This is a genomic window from Rhodoferax sp. GW821-FHT02C08, from assembly GCF_059421805.1.
On the sequence record NZ_JBWKVR010000007.1, the window covers coordinates 84,644 to 102,324 of the forward strand.

A 17,681-nucleotide genomic window follows, 5' to 3' on the forward strand; every position below is an offset into this window, starting at 1 on the left:
TTAACCAATCGATGGGGGCTTTTTCAGTCACCCATCTTTTTACTTCACGCGTTTCAATGCCGGTCGCGCTCCACCCGATGGCCGCGGCGGCTCAGGAAGCTCACCACCCTCGTCAGCATCCAACGCCACTCCCTTGAGAGAAGCATCCGTCACCACAGCACTTGGAGAGTTCTTCACCACAGCATCGGCAGTAGGCGCTGACCCCGCCACCGGTGAAGGGAATGCCATACCCTGGCCGTTTTCACGCGCATAAATAGCAATCACCCGGCCAATCGGCACCAAGATCTCACGTGGAGTCCCCGCGAAGCGGGCTTTGAACTCGATGAAATCATTCCCCAGCTTGAGCGAGCTGGTCGCATCAAAGCTGATGTTGAGAACAATCTCACCATCCTTCACATACTCCCGTGGAACCTGCACCGAATCGTCGACCAGCACTGCTACGTAAGGCGTAAATCCATTGTCGGTACACCACTCGTACAGGGCCCTGATCAAGTAGGGGCGCGTGGAAGTCGAATCCAAGGCTTGCATGATGGACAACCGATACTCCTGCTTACTTGCGCATCACTTTTTCAGACGGCGTCAATGCCTCGATATAGGCAGGACGAGAGAAAATTCGTTCAGCATACTTCAGCAACGGAGCCGCATTCTTGCTCAGGTCGATGCCATAGAAATCCAGGCGCCACAGCAAAGGAGCGATCGCCACATCCAGCATGGAGAAGTTGTCACCCAACATGTACTTGTTCTTCAAGAACACGGGGGCTAATTGGGTCAGGCGATCACGGATGTGGGCACGGGCCTTTTCCAGTGCTTTTTCATTACCTTTGGAAGCGCGCGACTCCAGCAGCGCAACGTGTACGAACAATTCCTTTTCGAAATTGAGCAAGAACAGACGTACGCGTGCACGATCCACCGGATCACCGGGCATCAGCTGGGGATGGGGGAAACGCTCATCAATGTATTCATTGATGATGTTCGACTCATACAAGATCAGATCCCGCTCCACCAGAATCGGCACTTGCCCGTAAGGATTCATGACACTGATGTCTTCGGGTTTGTTGTAGAGGTCCACATCACGGATTTCGAAGTCCATGCCCTTTTCAAACAATACGAAACGGCAGCGGTGGGAAAACGGGCAGGTCGTTCCTGAATACAAGACCATCATGGCAAAGGGCTCCTAAAAATCAAAAAGAGTGGGGTGCGCAATGCATGCCCACTCTACAAATCCCGGGCATAAGGCCCGGGACACCAAATACTGCAACAGGTCTACTTGACGTCTTTCCAGAACGCCGCATTGAGCCGCCACGTGAAGAGAGTTAACACTCCCAAAAACAATAGCACCCAGACACCCACGCGCACGCGGCTGTTCTGCGCCGGCTCGCCCATCCACTGGAGATAGCTCACCAAATCACCCACAGCCTGTTCGTACTGCAAAGGAGTCATGGTACCGGGAGTCACTTGCTCCCATCCCTTAAACACCTTCACCTCATGTCCATGCTCTTCGACTTCCGCATAAACGGGCTTGCGGCTTCCTTGCAGTTCCCACAAAACATGGGGCATGCCCACATTCGGGAACACCAGATTATTCCAGCCCGTTGGCTTGGTATCGTCTGGATAGTAACTACGCAAATAGGTATACAAGTAGTCTGCACCAGTACCACCGTGACCGGAGCGCGAACGGGTAATCAACGTCAGATCGGGCGGGTTGGCACCAAACCAGTCTTTGGCCTGTCGAGGATCGATGGCCGCCTTCATGGTTTCGCCAACCTTTTCGGTGGTGAACAGCAGATTATCCTTGATCTGCTGATCGGTCAGCCCGATATCCCGTAAACGGTTGAAACGCATGAACGCCGCGGAGTGGCAGCTCAGGCAGTAATTGACGAATAACTTGGCGCCGTTTTGCAAGGCCGCCAGGTCATTGGTTTTATTAGGCGCCTTGTCCCAATGAACCTCATTGCCTTCAGAAGCCTGTGCACCGAAAGACAGTGTCAGCGCCGCGAGCATGCAGAGAATCAGTTTTTTCATATTCAGAATCTCCGGCTTAGTGCGCAGTGAAGGTTACGCGACTGGGCACTGGCTTGGGCGTTCCCAAGCGACTCCACCACGGCATCAGCAGGAAGAAACCGAAATAGAACAACGTACCAATCTGGGAGACGCGGCCACCAATATCCGATGGCGGCTGCACACCCAAATAGCCAAGAACCAGGAAATTCACGACAAACACCGCATACACATATTTGTGCCAGCTGGGACGATAACGGATGGACTTCACGGGGCTGTGATCCAGCCAAGGCAGGAAGAACAAGATGATGACTGCGCCTCCCATGGCAACCACACCCCAGAACTTAGCGTCAATCGACATCATCATGGCCACCACGCCCGCAGCCACCACAACGATGGCCGCCTTGACAAAGCTCGGCAATTTGAACTTAAACACGCCCAGGGCCGCACCACCCACCACACAAGCGATCAGTGCGTACATCATCTCGCTGGTAATCGCTCGCAGCATGGAATAGAACGGAGTGAAGTACCACACCGGAGCAATGTGCAAAGGCGTCTTTAGTGAATCAGCCGGAATGAAGTTGTTGTATTCCAGAAAGTAGCCACCAAACTCTGGCGCAAAAAAGATGATGGCCGTAAATACCATCAAGAACACGCTGACACCGAAGATGTCGTGCACCGAGTAATAGGGGTGAAACGGAATTCCGTCCAGAGGATGGCCATTCGCATCCTTGGGAGCATTCGGACCCTTGATTTCTACACCGTCAGGGTTGTTGGAGCCGACTTCATGCAGCGCAATGATGTGTGCCGCCACCAGGCCCAGCAAGACCAAGGGCACAGCAATCACATGAAAGCTGAAGAAGCGGTTCAGAGTCGCATCACCCACCACGTAATCGCCACGGATCAGCAGCGCCAGGTCTGGACCCACAAAAGGAATGGCAGAGAACAGATTCACGATCACCTGCGCACCCCAATAGCTCATTTGCCCCCAGGGCAGCAAATAGCCCATGAAAGCTTCGGCCATCAGACACAGAAAGATCGCGCAACCAAAGATCCACACCAATTCACGTGGCTTGCGATACGAACCGTACAACAAGCCTCGGAACATATGTAGGTACACGACCACGAAGAACGCGGAAGCGCCAGTGGAATGCATATAGCGTATCAACCAGCCCCAGGGCACATCGCGCATGATGTATTCCACCGAGGCAAACGCCAGGTTGGAATCTGGCTTGTAGTGCATCACCAGAAAGATGCCGGTGACGATTTGCAGCACCAGCACCAACAGGGACAAGGAACCAAAGATGTACCAGAAGTTGAAGTTCTTGGGTGCGTAGTACTCCGACATATGCTCTTTGAAGAGCTTGCTTGCCGGGAAGCGGTTGTCTACCCAATTCAACAGCTTTTCTGGGCCGCTGGCATTGGGGGAGATTTCTTTATATACAGCCATGTGGGGTTCCCTCAAGCCTTCTTATCTTCACCAATCAGCAGCCGCGTATCCGTGAGATACATGTGCGGCGGAACTGGCAAGTTGTCTGGGGCGGGTTTGTTCTTGTAGACGCGACCTGCCATGTCGAAAGTCGAGCCATGGCATGGGCAGAGAAAGCCACCTGCCCAGTCACTGGGCAAAGATGGTTGGGGACCCGGTGTGAACTTATCCGAAGGTGAGCACCCTAAGTGGGTACATATGCCTACAACCACCAGAAATTCCGGCTTGATGGAACGCCCTTCGTTGCGGGCGTATTCCGGTGTGAATTCGGAAGGATTGCGCAACGATTTGGGGTCAGCCAACTCAGCATCCAGCTTGGGCAGCTCGGCGACCTGCTCCGGCGTACGGCGCAAAATCCATACGGGCTTGCCGCGCCATTCCACCGTCATTTTTTCACCCGGCTTGAGGCCCGAGATATCGGCTTCTACCGCAGCACCGGCGGCTTTGGCGCGCTCTGAAGGCTGAAAGGTACTTACGAAAGGGATGGCGGTTGCTACGCCACCCACAGCACCGGCACAACCGGATGCAATCAACCACGTTCGCTTACTGTTGTCCACTGAAGCATCACTCATGGGGGTCCTCAAATTCATTGCCGTTTGGGATCAACTACTGATTGTATCCGAGCGATATCGTTCACCCCATCCCGGCAAACCCGCTACAACTGGTCCATGTGGCCGATATTGTGGAGAATAATGACCCTCGTCAAACTACCAGGAAAAGACATGGGCATGCTGCAGGAATTCAAGGAATTCGCCGTAAAAGGCAACGTGATCGACCTCGCCGTCGGTGTCATCATCGGTGGCGCTTTTGGCAAGATTGTGGATTCTGTAGTGGGCGACCTGATCATGCCGGTGGTGGGCACGATTTTCGGCAAGCTCGATTTTTCCAGCATGTTCGTCGTACTCGGCACGCCACCAGCAGGCACGGCGATGACTGTGGCTGAGCTCAAGAAAGCTGGCGTGCCGGTGTTTGCCTATGGCAACTTCATCACCGTAGCGGTGAACTTCGCAATTCTGGCTTTCATCATTTTCATGATGGTGAAGCAGATCAACCGCTTCAAGAAAGATGCACCGGCGCCCGTTGCCGCAGAACCGGCAACACCCGAAGACATCTTGCTGCTGCGCCAAATCCGCGATAGCCTGAACAAATAGACCCGCCCCATAACAGCACTCTATTTTTTATAGCTAAAAACACCCGTCAAGCTTGCGCTGGCGGGTTTTTTTATCAGCCCAATGTCACGGAAAGCGGCACAGCCGGCGCGCCATGCGGATGGCGGCCACCAGGCTGGACGCATCGGCAACGCCCGTGCCTGCAATATCAAACGCCGTACCGTGGTCCGGGCTGGTGCGCACCAGCGGCAAGCCCAGCGTCACGTTCACGCCCTGCTCCACACCCAGGTATTTCACGGGGATCAGGCCCTGGTCGTGGTACATGGCGACCACTACATCGAACTCGCCCGGCCGGCCATTCTTGGCGCGGGCACGCATGAAGACGGTGTCGGGCGCATAGGGCCCGTGGACATCCAGGCCCTCCGCTCGCGCGGCCTGGATAGCGGGAATGATGGTGTCCATCTCTTCCCGGCCAAACAAGCCCCCTTCACCCGCATGCGGGTTCAACCCAGCCACGCCGATGCGCGGCGCTCGGCCCAATGCCGTACCCACAGACTGGTGGGTGATGCGCAGGGTTTGCAGCACGCCGTCCAAGGTCACCGCGTCAATCGCTTGGCGCAATGACATATGGATGCTGACCAGCACCGTGCGCAGTTCGTCGTTGGCCAGCATCATGCGCACCGGCACGTCCTGCACCGGCTTGCCGAGAAAGGCCGCAGCCTCGGCCTGCAGCAGCTCGGTGTGGCCTGGAAACGGCACGCCGGCAGCCGCCAGCGCCTCTTTGTGCAAGGGTGCGGTCACCACCGCCGCCAGCTCACCGCGCAGAGCCGCACGGCTGGCCCAAACCACGCAATCGGCCGCAACCCTACCCGCCAAAGCGCTCACTTGCGCATATGGTGTCTGCGGGAAATGCTCCGTTATTTGTAGCACCGGGATGCAACGAGGCGGTACGGACCAGACCTCCTGCGGTGCTGCAATCAGCGCCACTGGCAGACCGGGCTGGCCGGGACCGCTGACCAGTTGAGAGGCGCGGCGCACAGTGGCCAGATCACCGGCCACAAAACAGCCCTGGGTGGCATCGGGCGCGTCACGGAAGGCCTTGGCAATGGTTTCCGGACCGATGCCGGCCGGGTCGCCCAAGGTAATGGCAATAGGAGCTTGCAGGGCGGGCATCATGCGGGATTGGGTATGTCGATGAAGGTGTGGGCCACGCCCAGCTGCTCCGCAACATGGGCTGCGACCGCAGGCGCGCCATAGCGTTCGCTGGCATGGTGGCCGCAGGCGATGAAAGCCACGCCGCATTCACGCGCGTAGTGGGCCTGGGGTTCGGAAATCTCGCCGGTGATGAAAGCATCGGCTCCGGCGGCGATGGCGGCCTCGAAATAGCCTTGCGCACCGCCCGTACACCATGCTATCTTTTTAATAGCTCCCGGCGCACCAGGAATCTGCACTACCGGCCGATCTAATACTTTTTCCACATGCTGGGCCAAGGCCTGCACGGAGTCGAAAACACCGCCATCGGCGCGCTCGCCCAGAAAGCCCAGCTCGTTGTCACCGAACTGCCCTGCCCCCTGCAGCCCCAAGCGCGCACCCAGCTGGGCGTTGTTGCCCAGTGTGGGGTGGGCATCCAGTGGCAGATGGTAGGCATAGAGGTTGATGTCATGGGCCAGCAGCAAGGCCAGGCGCTGCTTCATCCAACCGGTCACCGTGCCGCTCTGCCCCCGCCAGAACAGGCCGTGGTGCACAAAGATGGCGTCGGCCTGTTGGGCCACGGCTGCTTCAATCAAGGCCAGACTGGCGGTGACGCCCGAGACGATGCGTGTGATCTGGGGCTTGCCTTCAACCTGCAGACCGTTCGGCCCATAGTCCTTGAAGCGCGCGGGTTGTAGCAAGGCATCAAAAGCCTGCAGCAGTGCGGTGCGAGAGGTACTCATGGCAGCATTTTCGCAGCTACGGCACACCCCGCGTTGCATCGGGCTGGCTCTGGTCACGACGGAACGGCGCAAACCCGCTTGGGTTGTGGCGTCCCTGCGGCTTGGGAGACAATGGCTTATTTGTCTGTGTTTGCGGCCGCTCTACCCGCCACGCCACTCCACCATATTTCCCACCATGAAGCGCCTCTGGCTCCTGTTTGCCCAAACCGCCACCATTCTGCTGGCCGCCTATTTCGTCGTCACCACGCTCAAGCCCGAGTGGCTGGGCAAGCGGCCGTTTTCCGGCAGCACCATCTCCTTGATCGAAGCCCCCGCCAGCGCGTCCAGCGCCCCGGCTTCGGGTAGCTTCAGTGCCGCCGCAAAAAAAGCCTCGCCGGCGGTGGTCAGCATCAACACCAGCAAAATGGCTGAGCGCGACCCGCGCAGCGATGACCCCTGGTTCAAATTCTTCTTTGGCGATCGCGGCAGCCAGGCCCAGGTCGGCCTGGGCAGCGGCGTAATCGTCAGCGACAGCGGCTATATCCTGACCAATAACCACGTGGTGGAAGGCGCGGACTCCATCGAAGTCACTCTCACCGACAGCCGCCACGTGCAGGCCCAGGTGATAGGCACCGACCCGGACACCGACCTGGCCATCCTGAAGATCACGCTGGACAAGCTGCCGGTGATGGTGCTGGGCAGCTCGGACGCACTGCAGGTGGGCGACCAGGTGCTGGCGATCGGCAACCCGTTTGGCGTGGGCCAGACAGTCACCAGCGGCATCGTCAGCGCGCTGGGCCGCAACCAGTTGGGCATCAACACCTTTGAGAACTTCATCCAGACCGACGCAGCCATCAACCCCGGCAACTCCGGCGGTGCGCTGGTGGACGTGAACGGCAATCTGATGGGTATCAACACGGCCATCTACTCGCGCTCCGGCGGCAGCATGGGCATTGGCTTTGCCATACCCGTATCGACCGCCAAGCTGGTGCTGGAAGGCATCGTCACCGAAGGCCAGGTGCGCCGCGGCTGGATCGGCGTGGAGCCCAACGACCTGTCCCCCGAACTGGCCGAGACCTTCGGAGTGAAAACGCTGCAGGGCGTGATCATCACCGGAGTGCTGCAAAACGGCCCGGCAGCCCATGCTGGCATCCGGCCGGGCGATGTGATCAAGATGGTGGGGGATAAGCCGGTGAGCACCGTGTCGGAGCTACTGACCAGCGTGGCCATGCTCAAGCCTGGCACCGCCAGCAAATTCAGCGTGCTACGCCAGGACAAGGAACTGAGCTTGGACGTGACCCCGGGCCTGCGCCCCAAGCCCGCGCGGCAAGAGCGCTAATCCGCTACAGTTTCAATAGCTACTGGCGTAGATAAATCATGCGCCAGAGGCATATTTAATCAAGATTCTGCGGGCTTGGCGTCGTCGTCCGGTGACTGGGTGTGCTTGATGAAAACCTGCGCGGCCCAGATGCCCATCTCGTACAGCAGGCACATGGGAATGGCCAGCGCCAGCTGCGACACCACATCGGGCGGGGTCACCACAGCAGCCACGATGAAAGCCAGCACCACGAAGTAGCCGCGAAAGCTCTTCAGCTTGTCGATGCTGACCAGACCCATGCGGGCCAACACCACCACCACGATAGGCACCTCAAAGGCCAGGCCGAAGGCCAGGAACATGGTGAGCACAAAGCTCAGATAGGCTTCAACATCCGGCGTCGCCTTGATGCTGTGCGGCGCGAAGTTCTGGATGAACTTGAACACCTGCCCAAACACGAAGAAGTAACAGAACGCCACGCCCACGAAGAACAGCAGCGTGCTCGACACCACCAGTGGTAGCACCAGTTTTTTCTCGTGCGAATACAGGCCTGGCGCTACAAATGCCCAGACCTGCCACAGCACCACCGGCAGCGCAATCATCAACGCCGCCATGAACATCACCTGGATGGGCACCATGAACGGCGAGATCACCGAAGTGGCGATCAGCGAACTGCCTTCTGGCATGGCCGCCACCAAGGGCGAGGCCAGCATGTCGTACAGACGCGCCGGGCCGGGGTACAGCGCCAACCCACCGGCAGCCACCAGCACGGCCAGCAAAGCCTTCACCAGGCGGTCACGCAGCTCCATCAGGTGCTGCACAAAGGGCTGCTCGGTTCCGGCTAGTTCGTCGTCTTGCTTGTTGTGTGGATCAGACATCGTGGACATTCATTGGGGCATGCCCAAACAGACACAGAGGCCGGCTGGCCTCTGTTAATTGATTTTCTGGGGACGGTAGCGCGCCACGCGGGCCGCACCCGAGAGCGCCTTGGTACGCACGCCGGTACGCGCCTTGAACCACTGCGGCGTTGCGCCCTGCTTGAGCCGCCAGCGCTTTTGAGGGCGCTTGTATTCAGGGTACTGCGCATAGTCGTAGTCAGGCGCAGCCAGGGCACTGGAGCCGTCGTTCGACACCTGCTTTTCAAAGTCGCTGACGTTGGTCTGGATGGACTGGTGCACATCGCGCGCTGCACCTTCCATCGTTTCCTTCATCTTCTTCAGCTCATCCAGGTCCATGGACCGGTTGACTTCGGCCTTAACGTCGGCCACATAGCGCTGCGCCTTGCCCAACAAGGTCCCCACGGTGCGCGCGACGCGCGGCAGCTTTTCCGGCCCGATGACGATCAACGCCACCGCGCCGATCAGCGCCATTTTCGAAATACCGAGATCGATCACAGCTGTGAAATCTGCTCAGTGCTCAAGACTTGGTCTTGGCTTCCACGTCGATCGTGGTTTTTTGTGCGCCCGTGGTGCTGCCCACTTGGGCTGCAGGCTTGTCTTCTTCGGTCGCCGCGCCGTCGCGCATGCCGTCCTTGAAGCCCTTCACCGCGCCACCCAGGTCGCTGCCCATGTTCTTCAGCTTCTTGGTGCCGAACACCATGACCACGATCAACAGGACGATCAACCAATGCCAGATAGAAAAAGAACCCATGGAATGCTCCTAACAATGTATGTTTGATTCTAGTCGGCAGGCATGACAGCAGAGGCCGACCGCCAGGTAAAAGCCTAGCCCTTCAGCCAGGGTCGCGGACCGCCGATCACGTGCAAATGCAAATGGTGCACCTCCTGCCCGCCATCATCGCCGGTATTTGCAATCACCCTAAACCCGCCTTGCGGGTAGGGCCTGCAGCCCTCCTGTGCAGCCAGTTGCGGGGCCAATACCATCATGCGCCCAACCAGCGCCGCATGCTCCGGCTGCAACTGCGCCATGGACGGAATATGCGGCTTCGGCACCATCAGAAAATGTACTGGCGCCCAAGGATGGATGTCATGGAACACGAAAAGTTCTTCGTCTTCATAGACTTTCTTGGACGGAATCTGCCCCGCAATAATCTTGCAAAACAGGCAATTTGCATCGTGCTGGTGGGTTGTCACAGGCTATCTCCTACCGCTTGGCTGGCATTCATAGCCACCATGCCGCGCACGATACGGTACAAAAACCACAATGAAATCAAGCCCCAGGCGATCCAGCCAGGCAAGATGAAGAGAAACCACAGCGGTGCCGTCACCACATACAGCACACCGGCCCACAACACGGTGCGGATACGCCAGGAAAAATGGCTGGCCTGCCAGGTTCCTTCGGCCTCGCCCTTCTTCACAAGATCAATCACCAGGGCCACGATCAGCAAAGCAGCACCGGGCTGTGCGCCAGGAATGACGGCACCAATAGCCACGATCAGGTGCAGTATGTAGCTGACCCAGCCCACGGTTTTCAGCTCCTGCGCTTTCTCGCTGTCCACGGCACGTACATCGATCACGTCACTCATGGGTCGCTCCTGGAGCCTGGGCCTCGCGTGCCAACACCTTGCGCAGGGCTTTCTCCTCAATGCCGCTGGTGCCTTCACGGCGCTCCAGTTCGGCAATCACGTCGGCCGGGCTCAGGTCGAAATGGGCCAAAGCCACCATGGAATGGAACCACAGGTCTGCCACTTCGTTGACAAATTTGGCCTTCAGAGCGGGGGTCGCGCCGCCATGCTCGGCGTCTTTTGCGGCCATCACGGCCTCGGTAGCTTCCTCCCCGATCTTCTTCAAAAAGGCATCCGGCCCCTTGTGCAGCAAGCGCGCCACATAGCTAGCGCTGGGGTCACCGCCAAGGGCTGGCTTGCGGCTGTCGATCACGGCGGCCAGGCGGGTCAATGGGTCTTGGAGTTGCATAGCAGTTATTTATAGATGGATTCCGGGTCTTTCAAGACCGGGTCAATGGCTGTCCAGGTAGCTCCACCCTCGGCTCCAATGTCCAGCACGCTGAAAAAGCAGCTGTGGCGCCCAGTGTGGCAGGCAATACCGGGGGTATGGCCCTGCTGCGTCACCTTGAGCAGGATCACATCATTGTCACAGTCCAGACGAATTTCATGCACCGTCTGGACATGGCCCGACTCTTCGCCCTTGAACCACAGGCGGTTGCGCGAGCGGCTGAAGTACACGGCCCTGCCCAGGGCGGCAGTCTTTTCCAGCGCCTCGCGGTTCATCCAGGCGAACATCAGCACATCTCCACTGGAGGCTTCTTGTGCAATCACGGGAACCAGCCCTTGGGCGTCCCATTTCACTTCGTTTAACCAATTCATAGGCTGTATTGTCAGCGATTGCCGGTACGTGGCGCCACGGACACGCACAGCCGCTTTGGTCCATCGACGGCAAGGGCAAATATAGAATGTGCCATTTTTCAGCCGTCACCGACGCCCCAGCACCATGGACTATCCTGGAAATTTAATTGTGGTTGCCGCTCCCAGCGGCGCAGGGAAATCCAGCCTGGTCAAGGCCCTGATGGAACTCGACTCCAAGGTGCAACCCTCGGTATCGCACACCACCCGGGCCCCGCGCGGCCAGGAAAAGCACGGTCGCGAATATTTTTTCACCTCGCAATCCGAATTCGATGCCATGGTGCAGGCAGACGCCTTTGTAGAATGGGCCGAGGTCCACGGAAACCGCTACGGCACGTCCAAAAAAGCCATTGAAGAACGCATGGCCCAGGGCGCAGATGTGATTCTGGAAATCGACTTCCAGGGCGCCATCCAGATCAAGCAGATTTTTGCCAATGCCGTGCTGATCTTCATCCTGCCTCCCAGCTGGGAAGAGCTGCGCTCACGCCTGGAGCGGCGTGGCGAAGATGCTCCAGACGTTATCGAATTGCGCCTAGCCAATGCCGCCGTAGAGATGGCGCAAGCGCATAAATTCGACTTCGTTATAATCAACGAGCTATTTGACCGGGCAGTTTTCGACATGAAAACCATTGTTCATGCCCAGCGGCTCAAGTTTGCGGCCCAACGCCGCGCCCGAGCCGACACCTTCAAATCCCTGAACATCGCATAGTTTTCTGGAGAAATTCATGGCCCGTATCACCGTCGAAGATTGCCTGGTGCAAATCCCTAACCGTTTTCAACTGGTTTTGGCAGCTACCTACCGCGCGCGCATGCTGAGCCAGGGCCATGCTCCGAAAATCGAGAGCAAGAACAAGCCCCTGGTCACCGCATTGCGCGAGATTGCCGACGGCAAAATCGGCCTGGAAATGCTGAAAAAGGTCCCAAGCTGATCTTTGCAATCCTGCACACTTTAAAAGGCACCGAAATTCGGTGCCTTTTTTATTGCCCGGCTGCGACATGTGACAGCCACGCTATATTTGCAACATGAGTGACACGCCTTTACCTGCCAGCAGCACAGCCCCGCCCCAGCCCCCCCATAAAGGCGGACACGGCGCCAGCCCAGCTGCAGCCAACGCAGCGGCGGCCAGCTTCGCAGCCCTGACGGCCAGTCTGGACTACCTGGATAGCGCCAGTGTGGAGCAGGTACGGCAAGCCTACCGCTTTGCCGACGAAGCCCATCTGGGCCAATTGCGTAACAGTGGTGAGCCCTATATCACGCACCCGATTGCGGTTGCGGCACAGTGCGCGGCCTGGAAGCTCGACGCGCAGGCGCTGATGGCGGCATTGCTGCATGACGCCATGGAAGACTGCGGCACGACCAAATCGGAACTGATCGAACGTTTTGGCGCACCGGTTGCCGAGCTGGTCGATGGCTTGACCAAGCTGGACAAACTGCAATTCAACACACGCGAAGAAAACCAGGCCGAATCATTCCGAAAGATGCTGCTGGCCATGGCCCGCGACGTCCGGGTGATACTGATCAAGCTAGCCGATCGAACCCACAATATGCGCACCATGGGCGACATGCCCCGGTCGAAATGGGGACGCATCGCCTCCGAAACCCTGGAAATCTACGCCCCTATCGCCCACCGCCTGGGGCTCAACCAGACCTACCGCGAACTGCAAGACCTGTCGTTTCGCCACCTGCGCCCCTGGCGCTATGCCATTTTGGCCAAGGCCGTGACCAAGGCACGCAACCGCCGACGCGACTTGGTGCAAAAAGTACAGCAAGAGGTCGAAAACACCTTTGCGCAAACAGGCATGCAGGTGCGCATCGCTGGACGCGAAAAAACCCTGTATTCCATCTACCAAAAGATGGCCGACAAGCACCTCACCTTTGCCCAGGTAACGGACATTTACGGATTCCGGGTCATCGTCTCCAGCGTCACCGACTGCTACACCGCACTGGGCGTGCTGCACCAACTGTATAAGCCGGTGCCAGGCAAATTCAAGGACCATATCGCGATTGCCAAGCTCAACGGCTATCAATCCCTGCATACCACGCTGGTAGGGCCGTCGGGTGTAAACGTGGAATTCCAAATGCGCACAGAGGCCATGCACCTGGTTGCGGAATCCGGCGTGGCCGCCCACTGGCTCTACAAAACCAACGATGCCGACAGCGCCACAGCCGAGCGCCTTGGCACCAAATGGCTGCAGTCCCTGCTCGACATCCAGGATGAAACCCGCGATGCGGCGGAATTCTGGGACCACGTCAAGGTGGACCTGTTCCCCGACGCCGTGTATGTCTTCACGCCTAAAAGCCAGATCATGGCCATGCCGCGCGGCGCGACCGTGGTGGACTTTGCCTACGCCATCCACAGTAATGTGGGTGACCGCACGGTTGCCGCCAAAATCAATGGGGAGCAGGTACCGTTGCGCACCGAGCTGCGCAACGGCGACATCATCGAAATCATCACCGCCTCGGTCTCCGCCCCGAATCCGGCATGGCTGGGCTTTGTGCGGACTGGCAGGGCCCGCTCCAAGATCCGCCACCACCTGAAAAGCATGGCGCAGACCGAGTCTGAAAGCATGGGCGAAAAACTGCTCACACAAGCCCTGCGCGCCGAAGGTCTGGAACGATTACCCGAGTCCACGCCAGAACAGCAACCCATCTGGGACAAGCTGCTGCGCTTCACCGGCAACCGTAGCCGGATTGAACTGCTGACCGACATCAGCCTGGGCAAACGGGTTGCCAGCATCGTCGCCAAACGACTGGTGCACTTGCTGGCGGAAAAGGGGGAGAAACCTGACGCGTTGCTGCTGTCACGTGAGCGCTATATGGCGCATGAGACTGTCTCACAAGGCGCGGTCATACTGGACGGTAGCGAGAACACCTCGGTGCAGTTTGCACGCTGCTGTCGCCCCATTCCAGGAGACGCCATCGTCGGCTACCTGGGGCGCGGAGAAGGTTTGGCGGTGCATACCGCCAATTGCGCTGTTGCCAAACGCCTGCAGTACAAAGACAGTGAACGGTTTATTGCCGTGGACTGGGCGGATGAGCCGATGCGGCAGTTCGAAACCGGCATCGTTGTCACCGTCACCAGCGGAAAAGGCGTGCTGGCCAAGGTCGCGGCCGCGCTGGCCGTTGCCGAGGTGGACATCACCCAGGTCGACATGGGCCAGGAAGAAGCGCATGGCGCAAACGACCTGCGCTTCGTGATCTCTGTGCGCGACCAGGCCCATCTGGAGGTAGCGCTGCGCCACGTACAGCGCACACCCTCGGTGATCCGGGCTCAGCGCATTACACCGGCATCCTAAGGCTAACCTGCTGCTAGGCCGCCGCTCCTGGCGCAGGGTAGTCCACACGCAGTACCTCGATGTCCTGCATACCTACGGGCGACTGCAAACGCACGACATCGCCCACCCGGGCTTTCAACAGCGCCCGCGCGATCGGCGACACCCAGCTGACTTGGCCCTGGGAGGTATCGGCCTCATCTATGCCACGTATGATCACCGTGCGTTGCTGGCCCGAGGCGTCTTCGTACACCACCGTGGCACCAAAAAATACCTGATCACTACCGAAATGAACCGATGGGTCCACCACTTCCGCAATTTCCAGGCGCTTGGTCAAGAAACGAATGCGTCGGTCAATTTCCCGCAGGCGCTTTTTGCCGTACAGGTAGTCACCGTTTTCCGAGCGGTCGCCGTTGCTGGCAGCCCAATAGACCACATCCACGATCTTCGGGCGCTCAACTTCCATCAAGGTATTGAATTCGGCGCGCAAACGGGCGCAACCCTCGGGCGTCATGTAGTTCTTGCTGCCGGAGGGCAAGGCTGCCGTAGGAGAGACGTCAACGTCTTCGTCTTCCGCATCGCTTTCGCGTGTAAAGGCTTTGCTCATGGATATTGGCACCTCACAGCACAATGTAAAAAGCCCGCAATCTTACGATTGCGGGCTTATACGTTTTTGGTGCGGCTGGCAGGAATTGAACCCACGACCCCTTGGTTCGTAGCCAAGTACTCTATCCAACTGAGCTACAGCCGCTAAGCCTTGTATTCTACAACGAATTGACACCCGCTGAATCAAAATCTGAAAAATAGGCGTAAAAAAACCCGCAAGCTCAACACTTGCGGGTTTTTACATTTTGGTGCGGCTGGCAGGAATTGAACCCACGACCCCTTGGTTCGTAGCCAAGTACTCTATCCAACTGAGCTACAGCCGCGTAGCCTCGCATTCTACAACGGAATCCAGCATCAAAGTAGGCCGTGTGAGAAAAATGCGGTGAACTCCAAAATTTCTTCAGCCCGCACCACGGTCAAGCCCGCTAGCATCCAAGGCATTCAGGAGAACCGTGTGCCCAACGTCATTACCAATATCGAAGATCTGCGCGTTCTGGCGCAAAAGCGTGTACCCCGCATGTTCTACGACTACGCCGACTCCGGCTCGTGGACCGAAAGCACCTATCGCGCAAATTCCGAGGATTTTCAAAAGATCAAGCTGCGCCAGCGGGTAGCCGTCAACATGGCCAATCGCAGCACACGGGTGAAGATGGTGGGGCAAGACGCCGCCATGCCCATCGCGATTGCGCCCACCGGCCTGACCGGCATGCAGCACGCCGATGGAGAAATCCTGGCGGCCCGAGCCGCAGAAAAGTTCGGCATTCCCTTCACGCTGTCCACCATGAGTATCTGCTCGCTGGAAGATATTGCGGCCCACACCAAGGAGCCTTTCTGGTTCCAGCTTTACTGGATGCGCGACCGCGCCTTTATGGAGGCCCTGATGGACCGCGCCAAGGCCGCAGGTTGCTCGGCACTGGTGCTCACGCTGGACCTGCAGGTGCTGGGCCAACGCCACAAGGACTTGAAGAACGGCATGACCGCACCGCCCAAGCCGACGCTGAGAAACATCCTGAACCTCATGACCAAGCCGCGCTGGTGCCTGGGCATGGCGGGCACGCGCCGCCACACCTTCGGCAACCTGGTGGGCCATGCCAAGAATGTGAGTGACATGTCCTCCCTCAGTGCCTGGACCAAAGAACAGTTCGACCCCCAGCTGGATTGGAACGATGTGGAATGGATCAAGCAGCGCTGGGGCGGCAAGCTCATCCTGAAAGGCATCATGGACCTGGAAGATGCACAGCTGGCGGTGAACAGCGGCGCCGACGCCCTGGTGGTATCCAACCACGGCGGACGCCAATTAGACGGCGCCCCCAGTGCGATCGAAGCCTTGCCAGCCATTGCCGACGCGGTGGGTTCTAACATCGAAGTCTGGATGGACAGCGGCATCCGCTCGGGCCAAGACGTACTGAAGGCCTGGGCACTCGGCGCACGCGGCACGATGATAGGCCGCAGCTTTCTATACGGGCTAGGTGCAATGGGCGAAGCCGGGGTCACCAAATGCCTGGAAATCCTGCACAAGGAACTGGACGTCACCATGGCTTTTTGTGGCCATACCCAGATCGGCAACGTAGACAAAAACATTCTTTTGCCAAGCAGGTTTTAGGCCCTATCGCCCAACGCCGTGGAAGCATAATCAAGACGCTTTACGTGATCGTTTGCGTCTTCTTTATAAAGGATGGATTCCATGGGCACAGAAAAATTCCGCTTGGTCACGCGCAGTGACTTTGATGGCCTGGTATGCGCCGTGCTGCTGAACGAACTGGACATGGTGGATGAAATCAAATTCGTCCATCCCAAGGACATGCAAGACGGCAAAGTGGATATCACCTCCCGTGACATCACCACCAACCTGCCCTACGTGGCCGGTGCCCACCTGGCGTTCGACCACCACCTGTCGGAAACCATACGCAACCAAAGCGGGCTAAAGAACCACATCATCGACGCCAAGGCCCCGTCGGCAGCCCGCGTGGTGTATGACTATTACGGCGGCGCCAAGGCCTTCCCGAACATCACCGCCGACATGATGGATGCCGTGGACAAGGCCGACTCGGCCCAGTATGTTCGCGATGAAATCATCCACCCCACCGGCTGGGTGCTGCTCAATTACCTGATGGACGCACGTACCGGCCTGGGGCGCTTCCGCGAATTCCGCATCAGCAACTACGCGCTGATGATGGATCTGATCCAGTACTGCCGCAACCACGGCATCGACGACATCCTGAAGCTGCCAGACGTGAAAGAGCGTGTCGAGGTCTACCAGGAACACGCCACCAAGGCCAAGGCCCAGATCGAGCGCTGCGCCACCGTGCACAAAAACCTGGTGGTATTGGACCTGCGCCATGAAGAAACCATCTGGGCCACCAACCGCTTCATGGTCTATGCGCTGTTCCCGCAAACCAATATCTCCATCCACGTGATGTGGGGCGTGCAGAAGCAAAACACGGTGTTCGCCACCGGCAAGTCCATCTTGGACCGCAGCAGCAAGACCAATGTGGGTGAGCTGATGCTGCAGTACGGCGGCGGCGGCCACCATGCGGCCGGCACCTGCCAGGTAGAAAACGACCGCGCCGCGACCGTGCTGCAAGAGCTGACAGACAAAATCAATCTGGACGGTTAAACACAACCGTCCTAGTACAAAAGCCTGGCACCACGGCTAGTG

Annotated in this window: 22 protein-coding genes and 2 tRNA genes; 7 read left to right on the forward strand and 17 right to left on the reverse strand. The window is 58.3% G+C overall.

Annotated elements, in window-relative coordinates; all coding sequences use genetic code 11:
• Nucleotides 1-39: 39 nt before the first annotated feature.
• From AC07VY_RS10895 to petA, 5 genes are all read right to left on the reverse strand, one after another.
• Complete coding sequence (locus AC07VY_RS10895; RefSeq protein WP_495097547.1) at nucleotides 40-528, reverse strand: ClpXP protease specificity-enhancing factor; 489 nt, start codon at nucleotides 526-528, stop codon at nucleotides 40-42.
• Between the two features lie 22 nt (nucleotides 529-550).
• Nucleotides 551-1,162: a glutathione S-transferase N-terminal domain-containing protein gene (locus tag AC07VY_RS10900; protein WP_490592425.1), complete on the reverse strand. Its 612-nt coding sequence runs from the start codon at nucleotides 1,160-1,162 to the stop codon at nucleotides 551-553.
• Nucleotides 1,163-1,263: 101 nt separating this feature from the next.
• Entirely contained in the window at nucleotides 1,264-2,022 is a 759-nt protein-coding gene (locus tag AC07VY_RS10905; RefSeq protein WP_495097484.1) for a cytochrome c1, read from the reverse strand.
• A gap of 16 nt (nucleotides 2,023-2,038) precedes the next feature.
• On the reverse strand, nucleotides 2,039-3,448 hold the full coding sequence (locus AC07VY_RS10910; protein ID WP_495097483.1) for a cytochrome b: 1,410 nt from the start codon (nucleotides 3,446-3,448) through the stop codon (nucleotides 2,039-2,041).
• 11 nt (nucleotides 3,449-3,459) lie between these two features.
• Nucleotides 3,460-4,059: a ubiquinol-cytochrome c reductase iron-sulfur subunit gene (gene petA, locus AC07VY_RS10915; RefSeq protein ID WP_495097482.1), complete on the reverse strand. Its 600-nt coding sequence runs from the start codon at nucleotides 4,057-4,059 to the stop codon at nucleotides 3,460-3,462.
• A gap of 150 nt (nucleotides 4,060-4,209) precedes the next feature.
• Between petA and mscL the strand changes: the two genes are divergently transcribed.
• Complete coding sequence (mscL, locus tag AC07VY_RS10920) at nucleotides 4,210-4,638, forward strand: large conductance mechanosensitive channel protein MscL (protein WP_495097546.1); 429 nt, start codon at nucleotides 4,210-4,212, stop codon at nucleotides 4,636-4,638.
• Nucleotides 4,639-4,722: 84 nt separating this feature from the next.
• Here mscL and pdxA read toward each other — a convergent pair whose 3' ends face one another.
• Nucleotides 4,723-5,769 (reverse strand): 4-hydroxythreonine-4-phosphate dehydrogenase PdxA, encoded by a 1,047-nt coding sequence (gene pdxA, locus AC07VY_RS10925; protein WP_495097481.1) that lies wholly within the window; start codon nucleotides 5,767-5,769, stop codon nucleotides 4,723-4,725.
• Complete coding sequence (locus tag AC07VY_RS10930) at nucleotides 5,769-6,530, reverse strand: Nif3-like dinuclear metal center hexameric protein (RefSeq protein WP_495097480.1); 762 nt, start codon at nucleotides 6,528-6,530, stop codon at nucleotides 5,769-5,771. The genes pdxA and AC07VY_RS10930 overlap by 1 nt, the downstream gene beginning before the upstream one ends.
• 175 nt (nucleotides 6,531-6,705) lie before the next feature.
• On the opposite strand from AC07VY_RS10930, the gene AC07VY_RS10935 reads away from it, so the two are divergent.
• Nucleotides 6,706-7,848 carry a S1C family serine protease gene (locus tag AC07VY_RS10935; RefSeq protein WP_495075357.1) on the forward strand — a complete coding sequence of 381 codons (1,143 nt, stop codon included), beginning with the start codon at nucleotides 6,706-6,708 and terminating at the stop codon, nucleotides 7,846-7,848.
• A 59-nt stretch (nucleotides 7,849-7,907) separates the two neighbouring features.
• On the opposite strand, the gene tatC is transcribed toward AC07VY_RS10935, so the two are convergent.
• The 7 genes from tatC to hisI all read right to left on the reverse strand — a co-directional run bounded on the left by tatC (nucleotide 7,908) and on the right by hisI (nucleotide 11,116).
• Complete coding sequence (tatC, locus tag AC07VY_RS10940; RefSeq protein WP_495097479.1) at nucleotides 7,908-8,702, reverse strand: twin-arginine translocase subunit TatC; 795 nt, start codon at nucleotides 8,700-8,702, stop codon at nucleotides 7,908-7,910.
• A 54-nt stretch (nucleotides 8,703-8,756) separates the two neighbouring features.
• Nucleotides 8,757-9,218, reverse strand: coding sequence for a Sec-independent protein translocase protein TatB (tatB, locus tag AC07VY_RS10945; RefSeq protein ID WP_495097478.1), 462 nt, complete (start codon nucleotides 9,216-9,218; stop codon nucleotides 8,757-8,759).
• A 22-nt stretch (nucleotides 9,219-9,240) separates the two neighbouring features.
• Complete coding sequence (gene tatA / locus AC07VY_RS10950; RefSeq protein WP_495075354.1) at nucleotides 9,241-9,474, reverse strand: Sec-independent protein translocase subunit TatA; 234 nt, start codon at nucleotides 9,472-9,474, stop codon at nucleotides 9,241-9,243.
• Nucleotides 9,475-9,548: 74 nt separating this feature from the next.
• Nucleotides 9,549-9,917 carry a histidine triad nucleotide-binding protein gene (locus AC07VY_RS10955; RefSeq protein ID WP_495075353.1) on the reverse strand — a complete coding sequence of 123 codons (369 nt, stop codon included), beginning with the start codon at nucleotides 9,915-9,917 and terminating at the stop codon, nucleotides 9,549-9,551.
• The gene (locus AC07VY_RS10960; protein ID WP_490592414.1) at nucleotides 9,914-10,309 is read right to left on the reverse strand and encodes a DUF4870 family protein; all 396 of its coding nucleotides are present in this window, start codon (nucleotides 10,307-10,309) and stop codon (nucleotides 9,914-9,916) included. The genes AC07VY_RS10955 and AC07VY_RS10960 overlap by 4 nt, the downstream gene beginning before the upstream one ends.
• The gene (locus AC07VY_RS10965) at nucleotides 10,302-10,697 is read right to left on the reverse strand and encodes a phosphoribosyl-ATP diphosphatase (protein ID WP_495097477.1); all 396 of its coding nucleotides are present in this window, start codon (nucleotides 10,695-10,697) and stop codon (nucleotides 10,302-10,304) included. The genes AC07VY_RS10960 and AC07VY_RS10965 overlap by 8 nt, the downstream gene beginning before the upstream one ends.
• Before the next feature lie 5 nt (nucleotides 10,698-10,702).
• Nucleotides 10,703-11,116, reverse strand: coding sequence for a phosphoribosyl-AMP cyclohydrolase (gene hisI, locus AC07VY_RS10970; protein ID WP_495097545.1), 414 nt, complete (start codon nucleotides 11,114-11,116; stop codon nucleotides 10,703-10,705).
• A gap of 115 nt (nucleotides 11,117-11,231) precedes the next feature.
• On the opposite strand from hisI, the gene gmk reads away from it, so the two are divergent.
• The 3 genes from gmk to AC07VY_RS10985 all read left to right on the forward strand — a co-directional run bounded on the left by gmk (nucleotide 11,232) and on the right by AC07VY_RS10985 (nucleotide 14,440).
• Nucleotides 11,232-11,852, forward strand: coding sequence for a guanylate kinase (gmk, locus tag AC07VY_RS10975; RefSeq protein ID WP_495075350.1), 621 nt, complete (start codon nucleotides 11,232-11,234; stop codon nucleotides 11,850-11,852).
• A 16-nt stretch (nucleotides 11,853-11,868) separates the two neighbouring features.
• On the forward strand, nucleotides 11,869-12,072 hold the full coding sequence (rpoZ, locus tag AC07VY_RS10980) for a DNA-directed RNA polymerase subunit omega (protein WP_495075349.1): 204 nt from the start codon (nucleotides 11,869-11,871) through the stop codon (nucleotides 12,070-12,072).
• 94 nt (nucleotides 12,073-12,166) lie between these two features.
• Nucleotides 12,167-14,440: a RelA/SpoT family protein gene (locus tag AC07VY_RS10985; RefSeq protein WP_495097476.1), complete on the forward strand. Its 2,274-nt coding sequence runs from the start codon at nucleotides 12,167-12,169 to the stop codon at nucleotides 14,438-14,440.
• 13 nt (nucleotides 14,441-14,453) lie between these two features.
• Here the strand turns inward: AC07VY_RS10985 and greB are convergent, their stop codons facing one another.
• The 3 genes from greB to AC07VY_RS11000 all read right to left on the reverse strand — a co-directional run bounded on the left by greB (nucleotide 14,454) and on the right by AC07VY_RS11000 (nucleotide 15,345).
• Nucleotides 14,454-15,023, reverse strand: coding sequence for a transcription elongation factor GreB (gene greB / locus AC07VY_RS10990; protein ID WP_495097475.1), 570 nt, complete (start codon nucleotides 15,021-15,023; stop codon nucleotides 14,454-14,456).
• A 67-nt stretch (nucleotides 15,024-15,090) separates the two neighbouring features.
• Nucleotides 15,091-15,167, reverse strand: a tRNA-Arg gene (locus AC07VY_RS10995).
• A 101-nt stretch (nucleotides 15,168-15,268) separates the two neighbouring features.
• A tRNA-Arg gene (locus tag AC07VY_RS11000) sits at nucleotides 15,269-15,345 on the reverse strand.
• A 131-nt stretch (nucleotides 15,346-15,476) separates the two neighbouring features.
• Here AC07VY_RS11000 and AC07VY_RS11005 point away from each other — a divergent pair.
• Together AC07VY_RS11005 and AC07VY_RS11010 are read left to right on the forward strand one after the other, a co-directional pair.
• The gene (locus AC07VY_RS11005) at nucleotides 15,477-16,625 is read left to right on the forward strand and encodes an alpha-hydroxy acid oxidase (protein WP_495097474.1); all 1,149 of its coding nucleotides are present in this window, start codon (nucleotides 15,477-15,479) and stop codon (nucleotides 16,623-16,625) included.
• Nucleotides 16,626-16,706: 81 nt separating this feature from the next.
• On the forward strand, nucleotides 16,707-17,639 hold the full coding sequence (locus AC07VY_RS11010; RefSeq protein WP_495075345.1) for an exopolyphosphatase: 933 nt from the start codon (nucleotides 16,707-16,709) through the stop codon (nucleotides 17,637-17,639).
• Nucleotides 17,640-17,681 lie beyond the last annotated feature (42 nt).

What these genes read in the sequence shown, in the direction of transcription:
- AC07VY_RS10905 (WP_495097484.1), bottom strand. Translation starts at nt 2,022, where the DNA reads ATGAAAAAACTGATTCTCTGCATGCTCGCGGCGCTGACACTGTCTTTC.
- gmk (WP_495075350.1), top strand. Translation starts at nt 11,232, where the DNA reads ATGGACTATCCTGGAAATTTAATTGTGGTTGCCGCTCCCAGCGGCGCA.
- tatC (WP_495097479.1), bottom strand. Translation starts at nt 8,702, where the DNA reads ATGTCTGATCCACACAACAAGCAAGACGACGAACTAGCCGGAACCGAG.
- AC07VY_RS11010 (WP_495075345.1), top strand. Translation starts at nt 16,707, where the DNA reads ATGGGCACAGAAAAATTCCGCTTGGTCACGCGCAGTGACTTTGATGGC.
- AC07VY_RS10895 (WP_495097547.1), bottom strand. Translation starts at nt 528, where the DNA reads ATGCAAGCCTTGGATTCGACTTCCACGCGCCCCTACTTGATCAGGGCC.
- AC07VY_RS10900 (WP_490592425.1), bottom strand. Translation starts at nt 1,162, where the DNA reads ATGATGGTCTTGTATTCAGGAACGACCTGCCCGTTTTCCCACCGCTGC.
- AC07VY_RS10910 (WP_495097483.1), bottom strand. Translation starts at nt 3,448, where the DNA reads ATGGCTGTATATAAAGAAATCTCCCCCAATGCCAGCGGCCCAGAAAAG.
- AC07VY_RS10960 (WP_490592414.1), bottom strand. Translation starts at nt 10,309, where the DNA reads ATGAGTGACGTGATCGATGTACGTGCCGTGGACAGCGAGAAAGCGCAG.
- pdxA (WP_495097481.1), bottom strand. Translation starts at nt 5,769, where the DNA reads ATGCCCGCCCTGCAAGCTCCTATTGCCATTACCTTGGGCGACCCGGCC.
- tatA (WP_495075354.1), bottom strand. Translation starts at nt 9,474, where the DNA reads ATGGGTTCTTTTTCTATCTGGCATTGGTTGATCGTCCTGTTGATCGTG.
- mscL (WP_495097546.1), top strand. Translation starts at nt 4,210, where the DNA reads ATGGGCATGCTGCAGGAATTCAAGGAATTCGCCGTAAAAGGCAACGTG.
- rpoZ (WP_495075349.1), top strand. Translation starts at nt 11,869, where the DNA reads ATGGCCCGTATCACCGTCGAAGATTGCCTGGTGCAAATCCCTAACCGT.
- AC07VY_RS10965 (WP_495097477.1), bottom strand. Translation starts at nt 10,697, where the DNA reads ATGCAACTCCAAGACCCATTGACCCGCCTGGCCGCCGTGATCGACAGC.
- petA (WP_495097482.1), bottom strand. Translation starts at nt 4,059, where the DNA reads ATGAGTGATGCTTCAGTGGACAACAGTAAGCGAACGTGGTTGATTGCA.
- greB (WP_495097475.1), bottom strand. Translation starts at nt 15,023, where the DNA reads ATGAGCAAAGCCTTTACACGCGAAAGCGATGCGGAAGACGAAGACGTT.
- AC07VY_RS10985 (WP_495097476.1), top strand. Translation starts at nt 12,167, where the DNA reads ATGAGTGACACGCCTTTACCTGCCAGCAGCACAGCCCCGCCCCAGCCC.
- AC07VY_RS10930 (WP_495097480.1), bottom strand. Translation starts at nt 6,530, where the DNA reads ATGAGTACCTCTCGCACCGCACTGCTGCAGGCTTTTGATGCCTTGCTA.
- AC07VY_RS10935 (WP_495075357.1), top strand. Translation starts at nt 6,706, where the DNA reads ATGAAGCGCCTCTGGCTCCTGTTTGCCCAAACCGCCACCATTCTGCTG.